This window comes from Pseudoduganella plicata, from assembly GCF_004421005.1.
Classification (GTDB): Bacteria; Pseudomonadota; Gammaproteobacteria; order Burkholderiales; family Burkholderiaceae_D; genus Rugamonas; species Rugamonas plicata.
On sequence record NZ_CP038026.1, the window covers coordinates 3,395,775 to 3,417,591 of the forward strand.

General features: G+C 61.1%; 8 protein-coding genes, 2 tRNA genes and 3 rRNA genes. 4 read left to right on the forward strand and 9 right to left on the reverse strand.

The genetic code is table 11. The features are described from left to right. Positions 1-104: 104 nt before the first annotated feature. Positions 105-1,877, reverse strand: coding sequence for a DUF885 domain-containing protein (locus tag E1742_RS14850; protein WP_134385677.1), 1,773 nt, complete (start codon positions 1,875-1,877; stop codon positions 105-107). A gap of 151 nt (positions 1,878-2,028) precedes the next feature. Here E1742_RS14850 and E1742_RS14855 point away from each other — a divergent pair, with 151 nt between their 5' ends. The 4 genes from E1742_RS14855 to E1742_RS14870 all read left to right on the forward strand — a co-directional run bounded on the left by E1742_RS14855 (position 2,029) and on the right by E1742_RS14870 (position 11,248). Then, on the forward strand, positions 2,029-5,073 hold the full coding sequence (locus E1742_RS14855; RefSeq protein ID WP_134385678.1) for a hypothetical protein: 3,045 nt from the start codon (positions 2,029-2,031) through the stop codon (positions 5,071-5,073). Next, the gene (locus E1742_RS14860; RefSeq protein ID WP_134385679.1) at positions 5,070-6,728 is read left to right on the forward strand and encodes an SWIM zinc finger family protein; all 1,659 of its coding nucleotides are present in this window, start codon (positions 5,070-5,072) and stop codon (positions 6,726-6,728) included. The genes E1742_RS14855 and E1742_RS14860 overlap by 4 nt, the downstream gene beginning before the upstream one ends. A 328-nt stretch (positions 6,729-7,056) precedes the next feature. Beyond that, positions 7,057-8,901 (forward strand): reverse transcriptase family protein, encoded by a 1,845-nt coding sequence (locus E1742_RS14865; protein WP_134385680.1) that lies wholly within the window; start codon positions 7,057-7,059, stop codon positions 8,899-8,901. Between the two features lie 1,196 nt (positions 8,902-10,097). Beyond that, positions 10,098-11,248 (forward strand): IS3 family transposase gene (locus E1742_RS14870; protein WP_134385682.1). Its coding sequence is split into 2 segments (ribosomal slippage): positions 10,098-10,338 and positions 10,338-11,248, totalling 1,152 coding nucleotides; the frame shifts between segments, so codons are not numbered across the junction. 82 nt (positions 11,249-11,330) lie between these two features. On the opposite strand, the gene rrf is transcribed toward E1742_RS14870, so the two are convergent. The 8 genes from rrf to E1742_RS14910 form a co-directional block, all read right to left on the reverse strand. Beyond that, positions 11,331-11,443, reverse strand: a 5S ribosomal RNA gene (gene rrf, locus E1742_RS14875). Positions 11,444-11,569: 126 nt separating this feature from the next. Next, a 23S ribosomal RNA gene (locus tag E1742_RS14880) occupies positions 11,570-14,441 on the reverse strand. Between the two features lie 193 nt (positions 14,442-14,634). Continuing rightward, positions 14,635-14,710: transfer RNA gene (locus E1742_RS14885), tRNA-Ala, on the reverse strand. Between the two features lie 110 nt (positions 14,711-14,820). Then, positions 14,821-14,897: transfer RNA gene (locus E1742_RS14890), tRNA-Ile, on the reverse strand. Positions 14,898-14,994: 97 nt separating this feature from the next. Beyond that, positions 14,995-16,525: ribosomal RNA gene (locus tag E1742_RS14895) — 16S ribosomal RNA — on the reverse strand. Together the 16S, 23S and 5S rRNA genes with 2 tRNA genes alongside form the textbook arrangement of a ribosomal RNA operon. Positions 16,526-16,979: 454 nt before the next feature. After that, positions 16,980-18,164, reverse strand: a complete 1,185-nt coding sequence (locus E1742_RS27385) for a penicillin acylase family protein (RefSeq protein WP_371860156.1) — start codon at positions 18,162-18,164, stop codon at positions 16,980-16,982. Further along, a complete protein-coding gene (locus tag E1742_RS27390) occupies positions 18,077-19,318 on the reverse strand; it encodes a penicillin acylase family protein (RefSeq protein ID WP_371860157.1) in 1,242 nt (413 codons plus the stop codon). Before E1742_RS27390 ends, E1742_RS27385 begins: the two co-directional genes overlap by 88 nt. A gap of 173 nt (positions 19,319-19,491) precedes the next feature. Next, entirely contained in the window at positions 19,492-21,801 is a 2,310-nt protein-coding gene (locus tag E1742_RS14910) for a penicillin acylase family protein (RefSeq protein ID WP_166793494.1), read from the reverse strand. Positions 21,802-21,817 lie beyond the last annotated feature (16 nt).

Consider the following 21,817-nt stretch of genomic DNA (forward strand, 5'->3'; position numbering starts at 1 on the left):
GTTTATCACGAATTAATTGCCTAATGGAACCGAAAAATGCAGTCAAAGCTCTTCAGGTTGTTGAGTCAAATCACGCTGTGGCGCGAGAACGCCAGCACTGCGCATCAGCGCTGCGCGGGGACGAACTCCTGCATCACTGCCTTGCGCAGCAATGCCGGTGGCACGAGACCCTGGGCCAGCACGAAATCGTTGAATGCCTGGCGGTTGAACTTCTGGCGCAGCGCCACTTCGGCAGCCTGGCGCGTTTCCATCAGCCGCTGATAGCCGTAGAAATAGGACGTCGCCTGGCCCGGCGAGCGGAAGATATAGCGCTGCATCTCCTGCGTTGCCATGCCTTCGGACAGTCCCACCTCGTCCATCAGGAAGCTCTTCACCCCTTCCGGCGTAATCTCGCCCAGGTTCACCATCGGATCGAGGAAAGCGCGCGCCGCCCGTTGCAGGCGGGCCTGCAGTGCGAACAGCTGGCCGTCGAGTGGTTCGTACGGCTGCATCTCCGCTTCCGCATACAGCGCCCAGCCCTCGACGTTGACGCTGTTGAAGGCGAAGACGGCACGCGCGGTCGATACACCTGCCTCCAGCATTTTCGCGAACTGCAGCTCGTGGCCCGGGCGCGCTTCGTGCGCGGTCAGCGTCCAACTGGCCGCCTGGTGCGTGAAATCGTCGAACACGAGCGACTTGCCGGAAGCGTCCGGCGGCATACCCGTCGTCAGAACGAACTCGCCGTATTCGCCCGTGTTGCCGATCAGGCGAGGAGGATTCATGTGCGGCGCCGGCTGCCGTGCATTCTCGGCCGGCGTGGCCAGGCGGATCACGGCTTTACGGGACGGCAGCGAGACGATGCCCTGCTGGCGCACCGCCGCCTCGATCTGGCCCAGGCGCTCGGCATACAGCGGCATCACCTGGTCCGCCGGGATCTGCTGCTTTTTCAGCTCCTTCATCACCGCGCGGTAGTCCGGGTTCGGGAGTTTGCGTTCGCGCGCGATCAGGCCCGCCGTGATGTTCATCTGGTTGCGGATCTCCGCGAACGATGTCAGCGCCTTGGCGACCAGCTCCTGCGGCGCGATATCGACGCCGAATTGATGCAGGTTGTCCGCGTACAGCTCCGCCGGCAGGCGATGATCGGCGCGGGCTTTCGGCAACACCTGGGCGCGCACCTGCGCGTCATACGCCGTCAACTGCTTCTCCAGTGCCGCGTAAGCCGGCTCCCAGCCTTTGACGTCGCTCTTCGCCAGCAGGTCCTTCATCCCCTTGAGCAGCGTGGGACCGTCGTTCAGCGCCTGTTCCACTTCTCCCTTGTAAGGGCCCAGCAGATTCCTGTTCGCCTTCAGGCGCTCCTGCAGCCGTTCGTTCGCCAGCTCGGTGATGGGGCGATATCCCTTTGTCAGGCCGGCGTACTTTTCCAGCCGCGCGACGATCAACTGTTGACGCTCCTTGGGAATGCGCGGATCGAGTGTCGCGCGCACCACGCCGAACAGCAGCTGGCCCACGTCCACGTACGGCATCAGATATTTGCGCTTGAGCGCGGCCGAGCGTAGCTGATCCTGTCCCGCCTTGATGAGAATCTCCAGATCCTGGCGCACTTTCGGATCCGTTTCGCTTTTCAGCCGCTGCTGCAATTGGGCGATCACCGCGCGGACATCCTTGTTGGTGGCATCGAACAGGTCGCGCGACATATCGGTGATCTGCTCATCGAAACCATCGACGCCCAGTTCAGTCGCGCTCTCCGGAGAATACTTGGCGACGACGTTCAACAGCAGTTTGGCGTTCCCGTTACTTTTCGTGACCCACGCCTGCTCGGCCGCCAGCGCAGGCATGGCCAGCACCGCAAAACCCAGGCCACCGATCAGACTGCGCAGTTTCCAGTTCGTATTCGACATCGCGTTCCTTGTTCGTTGAAGTATTGTCGCCGCGGCTGGGCGGTGGATTATCTTAGCATTATTGCCGGGCTGTTAATTCCGTTGCCATTCATATTTACTCGACATTAATTGTTCGTTACTATTTCAAATTGGTAACCAGGGAACGCGACACGTGAAACTGATCAGGAAGACGGGTCTGCTGCGCAGGCAAAAAGACGGCGCGGTACACTGCGAAATCGAATTATGCGAATCCACCCCGGGCCGTTACCTCGTCAATGTGCGCCAGGGCCGCATCGCCGCCGACTGGCGTGAATCGGCGCTGACCGCGCAACCCGTCGACCTGGATGCTGCCACCAGGCTGTTCGAACGTGCCGTTGCCGAACGCATCGCCCAGGGCTTTGCCGATCCCGCTGCCGCGCCGCCAGCAGCGCCTGCCGCGCCCGTCGCGCCAGTGGGCGCGCTGACGGAAGCCGACCGCGCAGTGTTGCGCCGGCTGGAGCGCGGCAGCTGGCAGCTGCTCGATCAAGCGCAGCGCAACCGCACGATCTGGCGCATCGGTGAACGGCGGCTGCGCGCGGCGGTACCCACCCTGGTCGAGCAGATCGAACGGGGCGATGCGATGCAGGACTACTGCATCGCCTGGGCCATCGGCCGCTGCGGCGACGCCGGTGCTGCCATCGCCATGCGCGAACTGCACATGCGCAGTGCCACGGACGCCGTGCGCCGCGTTGCCCTGCTGGCGTGGCTGCTGCTGGCCTCTCGGGACGAACGCATGCGCCATGCGCAGGCGCTGACCGATGCATGGCCCGACGCACTGCGCTCGGCCTTTACGCGGCGCGACATGGCTGCGCTGCCAGCCCTTTTCGATACCGACAGCGTCTTGCTGGAACAGCTCGATCAGGTCGCGCTGTGCGATCCGTTCGCACGCGAGTTGCTGCTTGCGCTACTGCGGCAGGTGCCGCTGGAAGCCGGGCCGTTTCGCGCCGTGCGCCATCTGTACAAGGCCGCCGAGCTGCGTGCGGATGGCGAGGTATTTGCGCTCCTGCAGCGGCGCTTTGAAACGACACCGCACCAACCGGACCGATACCTGTGGTCGCAAGGCCGCTACGTCGGGCATGCGCAGAGCGCGGCACTGCCGGAAACCACCGCGGCGTACAGCGTGCGCACGCGCCACTACCTGCTGCGGCGCGGCTGGCGCACCTTGCGGCGTCTCGGCGAGCAGGACGACCCGACGTTCATCCCGATGGCGCTGGCCCAGCTGGAGCAGCTCGACGATCGCGCGGCGAGTCAGCCAAGCCGCCGTGGCGGCCGAACGTATGACCGCTATGCGCACTGGCCAATGTTCAATCATCTGCTGCGCAATCATGCGGGGCTGCGCAGCAGCCGCTCCGGCCTGGCGTGGTACGGCTCGGACGAGCCACGCCAGGAAGAACTGCGCACGGAAGCATTCCGGGAAATCTGGGACCGGCATCCCGAGGCCTTGCTGACCCTGATGCGGCGCAGCCGCTGCGCAGGCGTGCATGATTTTGCCGCGCGCGCCCTGGCCGACAATCATGCGTTCTGCGCCAGCCTCGCCATCGGCGTGCTGCGCGACCTGCTGCGCAGCCCATACGAGGCGACGGCACGTTTTGCGTTCACGGTGGCGCGGGCACGCTTCGAGCCGACCGGCCCGGACGCGGACTGGCTGATGCTGCTGGTGCTGGCCGCGCTGCCGCAGGCACGCGAATACGCGATGGAATGGATCGGCCGCGATCCGGCCCGTTACGCCGCCGACGCGGCGCTGGTCACGACGATCCTGTGCGCGCCCGACGGCGCGGTGCGGCGCCATGGCTGGATCCTGTGCCAGGCGGCACAGCGGCTGCCCGGCATGCCGGAAGCAATCGTGCTGCGTTTGTTCGACTGGCTGGAGCATTGCGGCGACGTCGATGCGGCAGAAACCACGGTGCCCGCCATCGCGGCGGACCTGGTCCAGGCAATCGATCTGCCGCTGCGCAGCGCTGCCGCGCGGGCGCCGTACGAACCGCTGTTGCGCCTCGCCGGCCACCCGCTGGCCGCGGTACGCCTGCTGGCCGGCCGCTGGCTGCTGCTGCACAAGATGCCGGTGTCCGGCTTGCCGGGGATGACACTAACCGTGCTGCTGCGCGATCCCGATGTCGACGTGCGCGCCGTGGCGGTCCGCCTGTTTGCGGCGCTGCCCGATCATGTGCTGACGCAGCAGCTCGACCTCGTCGCCAGCTTTGCCACCAGTCCGGACACGCTCGTGCGTGGAGCGATCGACGCTGTCGTGGCGCGCCTCGCCGGCGACAGTGACTGCCGCGATGCGTTGCTGCCCGCGCTGATGGACAGCCTGTTCCGCAGCGAGACGGCGGAAGGCGTGCATGACGACGTGCTGCGCTGGCTCACCGGTCCGCTGGGCGCGGCGGCACAGTTCTCCGACCCGGATCTGCTGCGCCGGCTGCTGGCTGCGCGCGGCAACGGTGCGCAACGCCTGGGCGCATTACTGATCGGGCGCTTCGACGCGCGCCAGTTCGACGTTGCCGACTGGGCCGCGTTTGGCCGCAACCAGAACGCCATCGTACGGCGCTGGGCCTACGATGCGTTCACGGCGCACCCCGACATGGCAAGGGGCGCGATGGAAGCGGCCCTGCGACTGTTCGACAGCAAGTTCGACGACACCCGGGAATTCGCCACCGGCTACTTCGGCACCGTCTGCACGCGCGACGACTGGACGCCGCTGCTGCTGGTGAACCTGTGCGACCACGCCGACCCTGCCGCGCAGCGCTTTGGCCGCGCCATGATCACGACGTACTTCGACGTGGCGGACGTGACGGAGTTCATGCTCAAGCTGAGCCAGCACCCGTCGGCGAACATGCAGTTGTTCGTCAGCGGCTGGCTGGAAAGCGCCTGCGGAGGCGATGCCGACAAGCTGCGTCGCCTGGAGCCGTACTTCCTTGCCGTGCTGTCGCAGGTCAACCGCGGCCGCGTCGTGAAGAGCCGCGTGCAGCATTTCCTGCGCGAGCAGGCCATGCTGTCGCAGGAAATCGCCGCCGTGGTCTCGCATCTGTTCGCACGCCAGGTCGTGACCGTCGCCATCACCGACAAGGCGCAATACATCGAAGGCCTGCGCGCGATCCATCAGCGTTACCCGGCGCTGCCGCCCGTGATGACGATTCGTCCACCCGCTCTGCGCGCCGGCAGCATGGAGGAAGCGCGATGAGATTCAACTACCGCTATTACGGCACCACCACGGTCGACAACAGCGCGTCGGCCACAGACATGCGCTTCGTTCCGGATGCGCTGCGCCCGCCTACGCACTTCGTTGCCGACGTCAACAAGCGCCTGCCGTTTCGTGAGGCCATGTCGGCACTGCACGACGTGGTGGTAGCCGACAGCCGCTATCAGGCGCCCGACAAGAGTGCCTATAAAGCCTGGCTGGCGCAGAACGAGGAAGCGCTGCTGGCCGAGTTCCAGGCCCGCTCGGCCGACCTGCGCGCGCGCCAGACGCCGCTGAAGGAGGAATTGAAGGAGATCCGCGCGCGCAAGGATGCCGTGCTGAAGCCATTCTATGCGGCGCAGCGCAAATACTTCGATTACCTGTACCAGAACAACCGCGATCTGTGGTTCGTGCTCGATCCGGTCATCACCGTCCACCCGGACCGCGTTTTCTTCGAATGCTTCAGCCGCGACGAATCGAGCTATGCGTCGCTGAGCTGCAGCCACAATGTGTTCGACCGCATCGGCGACTTTGCGTGCGGAACGACCAATATCGACTATTCGGAAGCGCTGTACGAACAGTTCCTGAAGATCCGCGACTACAAAAGCACGCGGCTGGCCATCGACCCGGGCGGCTTCCAGGTGCGCACGGCGGACGACCCGACGTTCATCGAGCAGAAGATCGACGTGCCGGAAACGTGGGTGCGCGGCTTCCTGCAGGTAAGCAGCGCAATGACCCTGCCGGCGCACAGCTTCGATCTGCATCCGATTGACGTGCACAACTTCTGCCTGCAACTGCGCCGCCGCAAGGAGCGCGCCAGTCCCCGCTCGCTGCGCTTCGTGCTGAAGCCCGGCGAGCCGGTACGGGCGATATTCGAACCGTGGAACGACGAAGTCGTCTGCCGGCGCTCGATCTACCAGGGCAATGCGGAGGAGGAGATCCGCATCTGGGGCCGGCGCCGCCTGCTGCTGTTGGAACGCCTGATCCCTGTGGCGCACAGCTTCACCGTGCACCTGATGGGCAGCGGCATGCCCAGCTTCTGGATCGCCAACCTGCCGGACATGCAGCTGACGCTCGGCCTGTCCGGCTGGACCGCGAACGACTGGTCGCGTGCCGGTCAGTTCGACCTGCTGGCGCCCCGCGGCGAAATCGACAACGACAGCAAGGCACGCGTGTTTGCCGCGCTGACGCGGCGCTGGCTGGCCAGTGCCGACCAGCTGGCAGCCGATACCGGGTTGTCGCGTCTCGTCGTCGAGCGGGCGCTGACGCTGTACACGCAGGCGGGCCGCGTTATCTACGACCTGACGCAGCGCGTCTACCGTCTGCGCGAGCTGACACGCGAGCCGCTGCCGTTCGACGACCTGCGCTTTGCCAGCGCGCTGGAAAGCGAAGCGTGGACGCTGGTCGCGCTGCATGCGATCACGCTGCAGCGCTGCGAAGCGCAAGCCGACGGCGGCTTGCGGCTGGCGGGACAGGCAAAGAGCGGACGCAAACAGTACGACGTCAGCCTGCGCCTCGATGCGGACCTGCGCATCGCGGACGGCACCTGTCAATGCAACCATTTCACCCAGAACCGCCTGCGCCAGGGCCCGTGCGCCCACATGCTGGCCCTGCGCCTCGCGCAAGGCCACGCCGGCGAGCAAGGCAAAGCCGCATGATCGAACCTTCTCACATGAACTCTCAAGACGCGCTTGAAGCGCCGGCGCCCGCGCTGCTATACTCGACAGCGCAAGCATGGCGGGACGGCTCTTGCAACCCGGACGGCGGATCGCCGTCCTCGTATTCAGCCCTCCCCATGCGTCACTGGCCCGCTCTTCACTGTGCCAGACCAGCACTGGTAGCGCGAGTCGGTGTGAATTCCCTGAATTACATCAGCGCTACCAGTGCGGCCTGGCGTCGAGTTGAGCGGTCCAGTCCTGCCGGCCCTTCGATGACGGTCCCGTCATGCTTGTTCTCCGCGTTCGCGCCCCGCTCCGGGAGCGCGCGATGAACGCAAAATCCCCTGCTTCCATGTCACGTCAGGACTTGTACGAGCGCCTGCGCACGTCGTCGCGCGAAGAGGTCACACTGGCCGAAATGCAGCGCCTGGGCTTCTGGCCCGCCAATGCCGCTGGCCGGCCCGATGTCGAAGAGCTGATCCGGCGCGAAGCGGAACTGAGCTCCGCGCTGCGCGAACTTGGCAGTGAATTGCGCGCGGTGGAAGATCCGGCGGTGGCGTTAAGGGCAATGCGCAAGGAGCGCATGGCGAAAGCCAAGGCGCGGCGCGAGACCAGGCAGCGCCGCGCACGCGAGCGATTCGAGCGCGCCAGCGCGTGGCACCAGCGGCACGCCAGCGAAATCCTGTACCTGGGCGAGGGTGTCTCGGCCGGCCTGAACGACACGCACAGTGACGGCGACCGACTGGCCAGAGCTGCCCTGCCGCCCTTGAACGACGCGCGCGAACTGGCCCAGGCAATGGGGCTGACGCTGCAGGAGTTGCGCTTCCTCGCATTCGACCGGCGCGTCTCGCGCATCAGCCATTATCGTCGCTTCGCCATGCCGAAGAAGACGGGCGGCGAACGCATCATCTCGGCACCGATGCCGCGCCTGAAACGCAGCCAGTACTGGGTGCTGGACAATGTGCTGGCGCGCGCGCCCGTTCACCCTGCGGCGCACGGCTTCCTTGCCGGACGCTCGATCGTCAGCAATGCGGCGCCGCACGCGGGCCGCGCGGTGGTCGTCAACGTCGACCTGAAAGACTTCTTCCCGTCGATCGACATGCGGCGCGTGGCCGGCGTGTTCGGCCAGCTGGGCTACAGCAAGCAGGTGGCCACGACGCTGGCGCTGCTGTGCACGGAATCGGCGACGGAGGAAGTCAGCGTGGATGGCGAGACGTTCCACGTCGCGTACGGCCCGCGCGTGCTGCCGCAGGGTGCGCCCACCAGTCCTGCACTGACCAATATCCTGTGCCGCCGCCTCGATGCGCGGCTGCAGGGCGCCGCGGCGAAACTGGGATTTGCCTATACGCGCTATGCCGACGACCTGACATTCTCCGGTACCGGGGAGAGCCGGAAACTGGCCGGTAAGCTGCTGTGGCGCGTGCGCCAGATCGTCATCGACGAAGGCTTTACGCCACATCCGGACAAGCAGCACGTGATGCGAGATTCGCAGCGGCAGAGCGTGACGGGCATCGTCGTCAACGAGAAGCCGACGATCGACCGGCCCACGCTGCGCCGCTTCCGCGCCACGCTGTTCCAGGTCGAGAAGGACGGCCCGGACGGCAAGGCCTGGAACGGCAATACCAATGTGCTGGCCGCGCTGGAAGGGTATGCGCAGTTCGTGCGGATGGTGGACCCGGCAAAGGGCGGACCACTGCTGCAGCGGGTACGCGCGGCGCGCGAGCGGTGGTCCACACCGGCAGGGACTCCCGCGGCTACCCACAGCACCGGCGATTTCCGCGCACTGTCGGCGCAGGGCAAGGCACCGTGGCCCGGATTCTGGCAGGCCGGTCCCGCACCGGCGCCCGTAGTGGAGAAGACGCAGGTACAGGTTACGCTGGCGAAGAAAGCGGTGCAGCAGGAGCAGAAAGAACGGGTTGCGGCGCTGGCGGATGCTCAGCCCGATACCATGCTGGAAGCGCCACCACAGGCGCTCCTGCCATGGCGGGCGTTGTTGCCGCAGTTCGTCACCGCGTTCCTGTTGGCGCTCACGTATCGCACGCCGTTGCCGCTGGCGGGCATGTTGCTGCTGGCCCGGAAATCGCGTCGCGACGGACGCCTGGGGTGGGGCCGCTTCCTCGGCGTGATGGTGGCGGTGGTGGTATTGCATGGGCTGCTGCGCCGGTGGAACTAGCAGTCGAAAATCAGGTGGCGCCCACTCCAACAAGAATGGACGGCACATTCTGGATGTAGTCCGACCCGCATTCGGCACGGACGCCTTCCAGCCCTGGCGCGACAAGGAGTGGCGGGGATGGATCTCGATGTAATCGCCGCCGCATTCGCGCCAGAGCGGGAAAGGTGGCGGCCACTCCGACCAGGATCGGCGGGACATCGGATGTAGTCCCGCCTGCATTCGGAGCGCCCGCCACGGGTCTGACGCGACAAGGGTTGGCAGCGATTTTTCGGTGTAATCGCTGCCTTATTCGCGTCGGCCCCCCAAAGCGGTCAATGTGCGGCGATATCGATCGAGTCAATCACGCCCACCCAGTGCGCGGCATCGAGCTCCCCCCCGCGAACTGCGCGACGATGTCGAACACGCTGTCAGAGAAGCCGCCGATGTTGAGGATATCCTCGCGTTCAACTGCATGGCTGGTGGCGTTCTACGTGCAGCGGGCGGAGCAGTCGCCACAAAGTGCGCCGTTGGGCAGTGCCCGGCGGAGCGACCGTTCGGGACGGAGCGCCAAGTCGGCGGCGTGCTGGGAAATGCACCCCAATGCGAAAAACTCCCGCCAGACCACTGGACGGGGGCTTTTCTATATAACAGCCGGACGATAACCTACTTTCCACTGGTTGCAGCAGTATCCATCGGCGCAAAGTGCGACGTCGGGCAGTGCCCGGCGGAGCGACGGTTCGGTACGGTGCGCCGAGTCGGCGGCGTGCTGGGAATATGAAGCGGAAATAAAAAAAAGCCCACCAGATCACTGGTGGGCTTTTCCCGGTATAACAGCCTGACGATAACCTACTTTCACACTGGTTGCAGCAGCGACGTCCGCCAGTGGCGGGCGGAGCAATCGGCGCAAAGTGCGACGTCGGGCAGTGCCCGGCGGAGCGCCGGTTCGGGACGGGCGCCAAGTCGGCGGCGTGCTGGGAATATGAAGCGGAAATGAAAAAAGCCCACCAGATCACTGGTGGGCTTTTCTCGGTATAACAGCCTGACGATAACCTACTTTCACAGTGTTGCAGCACTATCATCGGCGCAAAGTACGACGTCGGGCAGTGCCCGGCGGAGCGGCGGTTCGGGACGGTGCGCCAAGTCGGCGGCGTGCTGGGTGAATCGCTACGACTATTGTAGACACTTCTGAGCCATAATATCGGGCAAAAGGAGATCGTATGAGCGGCAAGCGGTACACAGAGGAATTCAAGATTGCAGCAGTTAAGCAGGTAGCCCAGCGTGGGCACCCAGCGAGTGAGGTGGCGGAGCGGCTCGGAGTAAGCATCCATAGCCTGTACGCCTGGACGAAGCGCTATGGCGTGCCCGAGGCGGAGCGAAAGGCTGTCGATGCTCAGTCTGACGAGATGCGGCGCCTGAAGGCCGAGCTCAAATGCGTCACGGAGGAGCGTGACATATTGAAAAAGGCCGCGGTGTACTTTGCCAAGATGTCCGGGTAAGGTACACCTTAATTGCTCAGTTACAGGACCAATTCCCGGTGCGCCGGCTGTGCAAAGTGCTCGAAGTGCATCCGAGTGGCTTTTATGCATGGCGTCTGAATCCTGAAAGTAAGCGTGCCAAGGAAGACAAGCGTCTGCTCGTCCCTATCAAGGAATCGTGGCTTGAAAGCGGCAGCGTGTACGGCTACCGCAAGGTCAGCGACGATCTGCGCGAGCTTGGCGAGCAGTGCGGCATTAACCGCGTCTATCGGCTGATGCGCTCGGCTGGGATTGGCTCGCAGACAGGCTATGCCAAGCGCAAGTACAAACGCGGCGGCGCACCATCGCTGGTGGCACCAAATCACTTGCAGCGCCAATTTGATGTAGCAGAACCGAATTGCATCTGGGTGACGGACATAACATACATCCGCACGCATGAGGGTTGGCTGTATTTGGCCGTAGTGCTTGATCTGTTCTCGCGTCATGTGGTCGGCTGGTCGATGAGTTCCCGAATCGATCGCGAGCTGGCGATGAACGCGCTATTGATGGCTGTCTGGCGTCGGCAGCCCAAGAATTCGGTGATGGTGCATTCCGATCAGGGCAGTCAGTTCAGCAGCTACGACTGGCGCGACTTCCTGACCGAGCACAACCTGCAGCAGAGCATGAGCCGACGCGGAAACTGCCACGATAACGCCGTGGCCGAGAGCTTCTTCCAACTTCTGAAACGGGAGCGAATCAGGCGCAAGACCTACGGCACTCGGGAAGAAGCAAAGCAGGATGTCTTCGATTACATCGAGATGTTTTACAATCCAAAGCGCCGGCACAGCTTCAGCAATGACTTGTCGCCGGTCGAGTATGAAAAGCAGTATTTCAAGCGGCTCGCGAGTGTCTAGAAAACTCGTGGCGATTCAGGGAATATGAAGCGGAAATGAAAAAAGCCCACCAGATCACTGGTGGGCTTTTCTCGGTATAACAGCCTGACGATAACCTACTTTCACACTGGTTGCAGCACTATCATCGGCGCAAAGTCGTTTCACGGTCCTGTTCGGGATGGGAAGGGGTGGGACCGACTTGCTATGGTCATCAGGCATGACTTGTACAGAACACAGCTCTCGACAGAGCAGCTGTGTTCTTGAATCTGGAAGAAGTAAAGTTGGGGTAATACTCGTTAAAGCTCACACAGGGTAAATGCTTGCCACAACCGTCAAGGTTATAGGGACAAGCCGTACGGGCAATTAGTATCAGTTAGCTTAATGCATTACTGCACTTCCACACCTGACCTATCAACGTCCTGGTCTCGAACGACCCTTCAAAGAGCTCAAGGCTCTGGGAAATCTCATCTTAAGGCAAGTTTCCCGCTTAGATGCTTTCAGCGGTTATCTCTTCCGAACTTAGCTACCCGGCAATGCCACTGGCGTGACAACCGGTACACCAGAGGTTCGTCCACTCCGGTCCTCTCGTACTAGGAGCAGCCCCCTTCAAATTTCCAACGCCCACGGCAGATAGGGACCAAACTGTCTCACGACGTTTTAAACCCAGCTCACGTACCACTTTAAATGGCGAACAGCCATACCCTTGGGACCGGCTACAGCCCCAGGATGTGATGAGCCGACATCGAGGTGCCAAACTCCCCCGTCGATATGAACTCTTGGGAGGAATCAGCCTGTTATCCCCAGAGTACCTTTTATCCGTTGAGCGATGGCCCTTCCATACAGAACCACCGGATCACTATGTCCTACTTTCGTACCTGCTCGACTTGTCGGTCTCGCAGTTAAGCACGCTTATGCCATTGCACTATTAGCACGATGTCCGACCGTACCTAGCGTACCTTCGAACTCCTCCGTTACACTTTAGGAGGAGACCGCCCCAGTCAAACTGCCTACCATGCACTGTCCCCGATCCGGATTACGGACCAAGGTTAGAACCTCAAACAAACCAGGGTGGTATTTCAAGGTTGGCTCCACGAGAACTGGCGTCCCCGCTTCAAAGCCTCCCACCTATCCTACACAGATTGGTTCAAAGTCCAATGCAAAGCTACAGTAAAGGTTCATGGGGTCTTTCCGTCTAGCCGCGGGTAGATTGCATCATCACAAACACTTCAACTTCGCTGAGTCTCGGGAGGAGACAGTGTGGCCATCGTTACGCCATTCGTGCAGGTCGGAACTTACCCGACAAGGAATTTCGCTACCTTAGGACCGTTATAGTTACGGCCGCCGTTTACTGGGACTTCAATCAAGAGCTTGCACCCCATCATTTAATCTTCCAGCACCGGGCAGGCGTCACACCCTATACGTCCACTTTCGTGTTTGCAGAGTGCTGTGTTTTTATTAAACAGTCGCAGCCACCAGTTTATTGCAACCCTTTCGCCCTATCACAGTAAAGTGACCAAGCTACCGGGGCGTACCTTTTCCCGAAGTTACGGTACCAATTTGCCGAGTTCCTTCTCCCGAGTTCTCTCAAGCGCCTTAGAATACTCATCTCGCCCACCTGTGTCGGTTTGCGGTACGGTCTCGTATGACTGAAGCTTAGAGGCTTTTCTTGGAACCACTTCCGATTGCTTCAGAACCTAAGTTCCTCGTCCCAGTCCCTTGGATTACGTACCCGGATTTGCCTAAGTACCTCCTATGAACCAGAAACTGACTACTCCAACAGTCAGACAACCTTCCGCGATCCGTCCCCCATCGCATCATACGACGGTGCAGGAATATTAACCTGCTTCCCATCAGCTACGCATCTCTGCCTCGCCTTAGGGGCCGACTCACCCTGCTCCGATGAACGTTGAACAGGAAACCTTGGGCTTACGGCGTGCGGGCTTTTCACCCGCATTATCGCTACTCATGTCAGCATTCGCACTTCTGATACCTCCAGCATCCTTTACAAGACACCTTCGCAGGCTTACAGAACGCTCTCCTACCATATCCTTACGGATATCCGCAGCTTCGGTGACTGGCTTAGCCCCGTTACATCTTCCGCGCAGGACGACTCGATCAGTGAGCTATTACGCTTTCTTTAAATGATGGCTGCTTCTAAGCCAACATCCTGACTGTTTTAGCCTTCCCACTTCGTTTTCCACTTAGCCAATCTTTGGGACCTTAGCTGGCGGTCTGGGTTGTTTCCCTCTTGACACCGGACGTTAGCACCCGATGTCTGTCTCCCAAGCTCGCACTCATCGGTATTCGGAGTTTGCAATGGTTTGGTAAGTCGCGATGACCCCCTAGCCATAACAGTGCTCTACCCCCGATGGTGATACTTGAGGCACTACCTAAATAGTTTTCGGAGAGAACCAGCTATTTCCAAGTTTGTTTAGCCTTTCACCCCTACCCACAGCTCATCCCCTAATTTTTCAACATTAGTGGGTTCGGTCCTCCAGTGCGTGTTACCGCACCTTCAACCTGGCCATGGGTAGATCACTTGGTTTCGGGTCTACACCCAGCAACTAGCGCCCTGTTCGGACTCGATTTCTCTGCGGCTCCCCTATATGGTTAACCTCGCTACTGAATGTAAGTCGCTGACCCATTATACAAAAGGTACGCCGTCACGGAACAAGTCCGCTCCGACTGTTTGTATGCACACGGTTTCAGGATCTATTTCACTCCCCTCCCGGGGTTCTTTTCGCCTTTCCCTCACGGTACTGGTTCACTATCGGTCGATTACGAGTATTTAGCCTTGGAGGATGGTCCCCCCATCTTCAGACAGGATTTCTCGTGTCCCGCCCTACTTGTCGCATACTTAGTTCCACACATCGCATTTCATGTAAGGGGCTATCACCCTCTATGGCCGAAGTTTCCAATTCGTTCCATTATGCGTCATGCTAAATCATGCAGGCTCTTCCCATTTCGCTCGCCACTACTTTGGGAATCTCGGTTGATTTATTTTCCTGCAGCTACTTAGATGTTTCAGTTCGCCGCGTTCGCCTCACACACCTATGTATTCAGTGAGTGATACCCTAAAAGGGTGGGTTTCCCCATTCGGAAATCTACGGATCAAAGCTCGTTTGTCAGCTCCCCGTAGCTTATCGCAGACTACTACGTCCTTCATCGCCTGTAATCGCCAAGGCATCCACCATGTGCACTTATTCACTTGTCCCTATAACCTTGACGGCTATCGGTTCAAGCATTTACTACTGTGTTTTTGATGAGCTTTATTACTACCCTGAACGCATGATGTCTCATGCATTCAATAAAACTTTACTTCTTCCAGATTGTTAAAGAACGAAACAGCAGTAGTCTCTAAAAGACTAAACGTAAAAGCGAACAAGTCACGCTTACGTTTAAGCTTTTGGTGGAGGATGACGGGATCGAACCGACGACCCCCTGCTTGCAAAGCAGGTGCTCTCCCAGCTGAGCTAATCCCCCATAAATTCTTCACAAAAAAGTGAAAACCTACTTTTTTGTGGGGCCAGGTAAAAATGCCTGGCAGAGCCAGATCATTTTTACAGCTCAACTACTACGCAACGGCATTGATATGGTGGGTCTGGTTGGGCTCGAACCAACGACCCCCGCGTTATCAACACGGTGCTCTAACCAGCTGAGCTACAGACCCGCATTGTTACCACAGCGGTGCTACTGTTTCTTCTTCATCCAACAGTCGATAAGTGTGAGCGTTTGATGCACGATCTTGCGATCCGTGCCGACTCTAGAAAGGAGGTGATCCAGCCGCACCTTCCGATACGGCTACCTTGTTACGACTTCACCCCAGTCACGAATCCTACCGTGGTAAGCGCCCTCCTTGCGGTTAAGCTACCTACTTCTGGTAAAACCCGCTCCCATGGTGTGACGGGCGGTGTGTACAAGACCCGGGAACGTATTCACCGCGACATGCTGATCCGCGATTACTAGCGATTCCAACTTCATGCAGTCGAGTTGCAGACTACAATCCGGACTACGATACACTTTCTGGGATTAGCTCCCCCTCGCGGGTTGGCGGCCCTCTGTATGTACCATTGTATGACGTGTGAAGCCCTACCCATAAGGGCCATGAGGACTTGACGTCATCCCCACCTTCCTCCGGTTTGTCACCGGCAGTCTCATTAGAGTGCTCTTTCGTAGCAACTAATGACAAGGGTTGCGCTCGTTGCGGGACTTAACCCAACATCTCACGACACGAGCTGACGACAGCCATGCAGCACCTGTGTTACGGTTCTCTTTCGAGCACACCTCGATCTCTCGTGGCTTCCGTACATGTCAAGGGTAGGTAAGGTTTTTCGCGTTGCATCGAATTAATCCACATCATCCACCGCTTGTGCGGGTCCCCGTCAATTCCTTTGAGTTTTAATCTTGCGACCGTACTCCCCAGGCGGTCTACTTCACGCGTTAGCTGCGTTACCAAGTCAATTAAGACCCGACAACTAGTAGACATCGTTTAGGGCGTGGACTACCAGGGTATCTAATCCTGTTTGCTCCCCACGCTTTCGTGCATGAGCGTCAGTCTTGACCCAGGGGGCTGCCTTCGCCATCGGTGTTCCTCCACATCTCTACGCATTTCACTGCTACACGTGGAATTCTACCCCCCTCTGCCAAACTCTAGCCTTGCAGTCTCCATTGCCATTCCCAGGTTAAGCCCGGGGATTTCACAACAGACTTACAAAACCGCCTGCGCACGCTTTACGCCCAGTAATTCCGATTAACGCTTGCACCCTACGTATTACCGCGGCTGCTGGCACGTAGTTAGCCGGTGCTTATTCTTCAGGTACCGTCATTAGATGCAGATATTAGCCACACCCGTTTCTTCCCTGACAAAAGAGCTTTACAACCCGAAGGCCTTCTTCACTCACGCGGCATTGCTGGATCAGGCTTGCGCCCATTGTCCAAAATTCCCCACTGCTGCCTCCCGTAGGAGTCTGGACCGTGTCTCAGTTCCAGTGTGGCTGGTCGTCCTCTCAGACCAGCTACTGATCGATGCCTTGGTAGGCCTTTACCCTACCAACTAGCTAATCAGATATCGGCCGCTCCAGGAGCACAAGGCCTTGCGGTCCCCTGCTTTCATCCTTGGATCGTATGCGGTATTAGCGTAACTTTCGCTACGTTATCCCCCACTCTTGGGTACGTTCCGATATATTACTCACCCGTTCGCCACTCGTCAGCGGAGCAAGCTCCCTGTTACCGTTCGACTTGCATGTGTAAAGCATGCCGCCAGCGTTCAATCTGAGCCAGGATCAAACTCTTCAGTTTAATCTCTGTTTAACATCCATAAATGGACGTAGTCTTGAATTCCTCCCACTGGGAGAAATTCACTCTCAAGAATCTGACGTTCCTCTTGCGAGGTCACGTTAAATTTCTTGCGAGCGTTTGATGCTATATTTTGAGTATCGGGACCGAAGTCCCGGGCACACTCACATCAAACGCCCACACTTATCGACTGTTGATTGTTAAAGAATTCTGCCCGGAGGCGCTTGCTGCGATCCTTTCGGAACCCGACAAATCGTTGTGTTTGTCAGCAGCAGAGAGATGAGATTATGCGGTGTTTCGTGCAGCTCGTCAACTCTCTTTTTTCTTCGTTCAGCGCCGCTCAAGGCACTTTGTTCAGCCCCGCACTGCGGGCCTCACACTGTCGCATCGTTTCGTTTTCACATCTGCGTTGCGGCAGGGACAGAATCATAGCAAAGCTCTGCGCTCTCCGCAACCACTATTTCTGGGGCAGCGTCGTACGCCGGTAGTTCCGGTCGGCGCGGATTTCATTCTCGCTGAACGGCAGGCGCAGCAGCTCTTTCGATGTGTACAGCGGCAGCTGGTCGCCATAATGCGCCGACAGCGGATCCGTCGACTGGCCATACACTAGCACCCCATGTGCGACCGGCCCCGCATCGTCAAACGTGACCAGCTGGACATAGCTAGTCCCCCAGACTACGTGCTCATATCCCTGAGGTGTCAGAGGAAAGCTCATGTGCAATGCGTTGTACACCCCATCGATATCGCCGATGCCGCCGTGCAGCGCCGTGCGGATACCGGCGCGGTAGTCGACCTGATAGTCGCGCAGCGGTGCGTCGAGCGGTATGCCCATGGCCGTCAGCTCTATTGCGGTTTCCTGCAACTGTGCCAGCAGCGGCGGCAACACGTCCGGCGCCACCCCGCGCGGCGTATGGACCGGATCGGCGGCATCGAACGGCACGGCCCATATGGGTGGCAGCTTGACGGCTTTCAGCCAGAATTGCCAAAACAGCAGCGCGCCCCTGCTGTCCAGCTCAACCTTGCGGTCCCAGGCGGCCAGGACGCCGCACGCCGCACGCAGCGTGACGTCGACAGTACCCGCGCAACCCGCCAACAGGTCAGGGAGGACCAGTTCCGCCGCGTGGACCCGATTGGAAAACACCAGATCGCGCAGGTCGGCCAGCTCCAGGGCACTCCGTTGTGCCAGCAGCGCGTCAAGCTGGACGAACCCCAGGCGCGTGCGCAGATGTTGTGGCGTATGCGTAGGGCCGTACATGGGCGAGTACCGGGACTGCCCCGGACCGGTCAACAACTGACGGCTGTTGGTCAGCCAGTAGCCGTCGTTTGAATTCGACACGTAATCGCGGCGCAGCAGCCACGGGGCACTCTCCGCACCAAAGATGCCTGGCGGCGCACGGCGATCGGCACCCCAGTGGCAGGCACTGCGCGAGCCGTCGAACAGCAGCGGCAGGCCAAACAGCCGGCAGCCGGACAAGAATGTTTCGGTTGCCATATGCGGCACGACGCTGCTGTCGATGTACAGCGCATTGCCATATCGGTCGGTGGCCACCGTATTCACCCACGGCAGGCCCATGATACGGGCCAGCGCCGCCCGCAGCGACCGTACGCTGTCGGCACGGCCCATGGCCAGCCATTGGTCCACAAGCCTTGTATTGTTGCGGTTCGGGTCCCCAGCACGACGAAATCGCCACTGTCGATCGGCAGCCCAGGCGCGTCCATCAATATGCCCAACCTGGTGTAATAGAAGGTCTTGCGACGCGCGCGCTGCGAGCCGTCCGCCTGGCGCAGCTGGACTTCGACGACGCGCTCCGTCATCCTCTCGGGCGCGCCGTCGACGAGATAGGTAAGGCCCGCCGCATCGCGCTTGTCGCGCCGTAGCCGGAACGTGGTGAAGTGCGCGGCTTTCGTTACCGTATGGGTCCACGCGATATCCTTGTTAAAGCCGATAAGCACCGTCGGCAGGCCGCCCAGGCTGACGCCCATCACGTCGTAGACACCGGGCACTGTCAGATGGACCTGATAGAAGCGGTCCGTGCTGAACCAGGGATAGTGTGGATTGGCGAGCAGCATCCCCTTGCCATTGACGGTCACGTCGCCACCCAGCGCGACGCCGTTGCTGCCCAGCCCCATCGCCGGCCACTGCGGCGCAGGCACCGCTGCTGCGAGACGCACGCCGCCTTGCGCATCGCGTGCCGCGGCCAGGATCTGGTGCGGGAAGACCTGGCCCGATGCATGGATTGCTTTCTCCGCGATGAGGAGATATATGTCGTCAATGCCGATCGGCTTCACCCATGGTGCGCCGCGACAGGCGGCAGGCAATGCGTGGCCGTGCTCGCGCAGATACTGGTTGTAGCCGGCAACGTAGCCATGCAGCAGCGCCCTCGCGTCCGGACTGGCGGCAGCATAGCCGGCACGCAGCTGCTGCACGTCGAGGTAGGCCTTGAAGAAAAAATCGCTGTCTTCATTGCGCAGGTCGAACGTATGCTGGTTCAGGTAATCGATGGCAACGCTGTATTCGCCATTTTTGCCGATGGTCGGACCGGCATCGCCGCCAAAGTAGCGCGATCGCTCGCCGCGCACGGTCAGCAAGGTATCGGCCAGCATGCAGACATTGTCTTCGGCATACGCGTACGCAAGGCCGAAGCCGATGCCGCCAAAATCGTCAGCCCGGACGTGGACGACGCCATGCGACGTGCGCACCAGCTCGGCACCGCGCCCCGAACGCGGTGCGATGCCGCCGTCCCCGCAGCCCGCCAGCAAGGCGCCGCAAACAAGCGCAATCAATATGTGCCACATGGCCCGCTCCCGATGAATCAACGATCATCATCGCAAGCAGCTGCCTGGCGGCGTTTGACGGTCCGCAAAGGTGCGGCCGAGGTATCGGAATCGACCGCCCCGCGTGGCGGCGCACGCAACGGTGCAACGAATGCGCGGGACGTCGGGGCGGCCTTATTGCCATTACTTGCTCACTACTTGTCCGTCAGGACCATCCGTGTGTAGTTGCGGTCGGTGCGGATCTGCGCCTCCGTGAACGGCAGCGTCACAAGCGTCTTCTGCGTGAACAGCGACAGCTGGTCCGCGTAGTACGGCGACTGCGGGTCGACCGACTGGCCATACGTCAGCAAGCCTTTCGCCACCGGTCCCGCGTGATCGAAGCCGACCAGCTGGACATAGCTCGTGCCCCACGCCACGTCGCGGTAGCCGGAGGACGTCAGATCGCTCGCCATCGTGACTACGTTGAAGACGCCATCCTCGTCGCCCTGGCCGCCATGCAGGCCAATACGCCGGCCGTTGCGGGTCTGCGTCTGGTAGTCGCCCAGCCGGCCGTAGAGCGGCACACCCAACGACTGCAGCTTGTCTGTCGCGCCGCGCAACGCGTCCAGCAGCGCAGGCATGGCCGTTGCCGAGACACCGCGGGGCGTGTTGACCGGGTCGGCGGGGTTGAACGGTACCGACCACAGTCCCGGCAGCACGCGCGCCATGTTCCAGAACTCGCGGAACAGCACGGCGCCGCGGCTGTCGGCATTGGCCTTGCGATCCCACGCGCTGAGCACCGTGCAGGGCGCGAGCAGGCGCAGGTCGTGCGATTTGAAGCATGCCTTCAGCAGCTCAGGCAGAACCAGTTCCGCCGCATAGACGCGGTTGCGGAACAACAAGCCTGACAAGTCCTCCGCACGCAGGAAGCGGCCGTCGCCCAGCGCCGACTCGATCTGCAGCAGCCCGATACGCGTACGAAGCGATTGCGCCGTGCCGGGCTGGCCGTACAGCGGCGAGTAGCCGTATGGAGCAGGCCCCATCAGCGGCGACCTGGCATTGGCGAGCCAGTAGTTGTCGTTTGAATTTGCCACATAATCCTTGCGGACCAATACCGGCGTATTGGCCGCGCCGAACAGCCCCTTGGGCGTATCGGCGTCCTGGCCCCATTCGCATTCGCTGCGCGAGCCGTCGAGACCGACAAGGGCCGGTACCAGCATGCAGTTGGACGCGAAGCGCTCCGGGGCCACGTGCGGCACCGCGCTGGCATCAAGATACATGGCGTTGCCGTCGCTGTCTGCGGCGATGGTATTCACCCAAGGCAGACCCGTGATGGCATTCGCGCTGCGCCGCAGTGCCTCGACGCTGTCAGCCTTGCCGATAGCCAGCCACTGTTCGGCCAGACGCGTGTTGAGGCGATTGGCATCGCCCAGGACGAAGGCGCTGTAGCGCGTCCAGTCCACGCCGGATTGCGGCATGACGATCACGGCGCCGTGCTTGCTGAAGTAGAAGGCGCGCTGCTTCTTGGCGATGGAGCCGTCGGCCTGCAGGACATCGACGCTGACGCGCCGCTCGGTCATCTTGACGGGCGCACCGTCATAGACGTACGTCGTCCCGGTCGGATCGGACGGATCGAGCGTGAGCACGAACGTGGTGAAGTGGTAGGCCGCCGTGACGGTATGCGTCCACGCTACATCCTTGTTGAAGCCGATGGAGACCATCGGCAGGCCACCCAGGCTGACGCCCATTGCATCGTACTTGCCGGGAATGGTCAGGTGCAGTTGATAGAAGCGGTCGGTGCTGGTCCACGGATAGTGCGGATTGCCCAGCAGCAGGCCGCGCCCGTTCGCGGTTGCCTCGCTGCCGAACGCGATCGCATTGCTGCCCACCCCGGCCTTCATGCCGGTCGGCAGGGGCTGTGTGGCCTCGGGCATGGTGTCGCCAAGTGCCGGCAGCGGCGCGGACGGGTCGCGCGATGCCGCAAGAATGGCGCTGGCGAACGCTTCGCCGGAGGCGTGCAGCGATTTCTCGGCAATGAGCAGGTACACGTCGTCGATGCCGATCGGCTTTACCCATGCCGCGCCACGGCAGGCCTTCGGCAGGCGCGCCTGGTGATCGCTCAGAAAACGATTGTAGCCGTCGGCATAACCGGCCAGGAGCTCGCGCACGTCGGCCGAGCCGGCGGCATAGCCGGCGCGCAGCTGCTCAAGGTCCAGATAGCCCTTGAAGAAGAAATCGCTGTCCACGTTGCGCAGCTTGTAGAACGTGTCCATTGCCGCGCCGTACTCGCCGTTTTTCGGCTGCGTGGCGGGAGCCTCGCCGCCAAAGTAGCGCGAACGCTCGCCACGCACCGTCAGCAGCGTGTCGGCCAGCATGCAGACGTTGTCCTGCGCGTAGGCATACGCCGTGCCATAGCCAAGGCTACGGTAATCGTTGGCTTTGACGTGCACGATGCCGTAGGTAGTGCGCGCGACTTCGCTGCGCACACCGGCGGCCGCATCCGCTTGCGCCGTTAGTGCCATCATCCCGAGAGCAACTGCA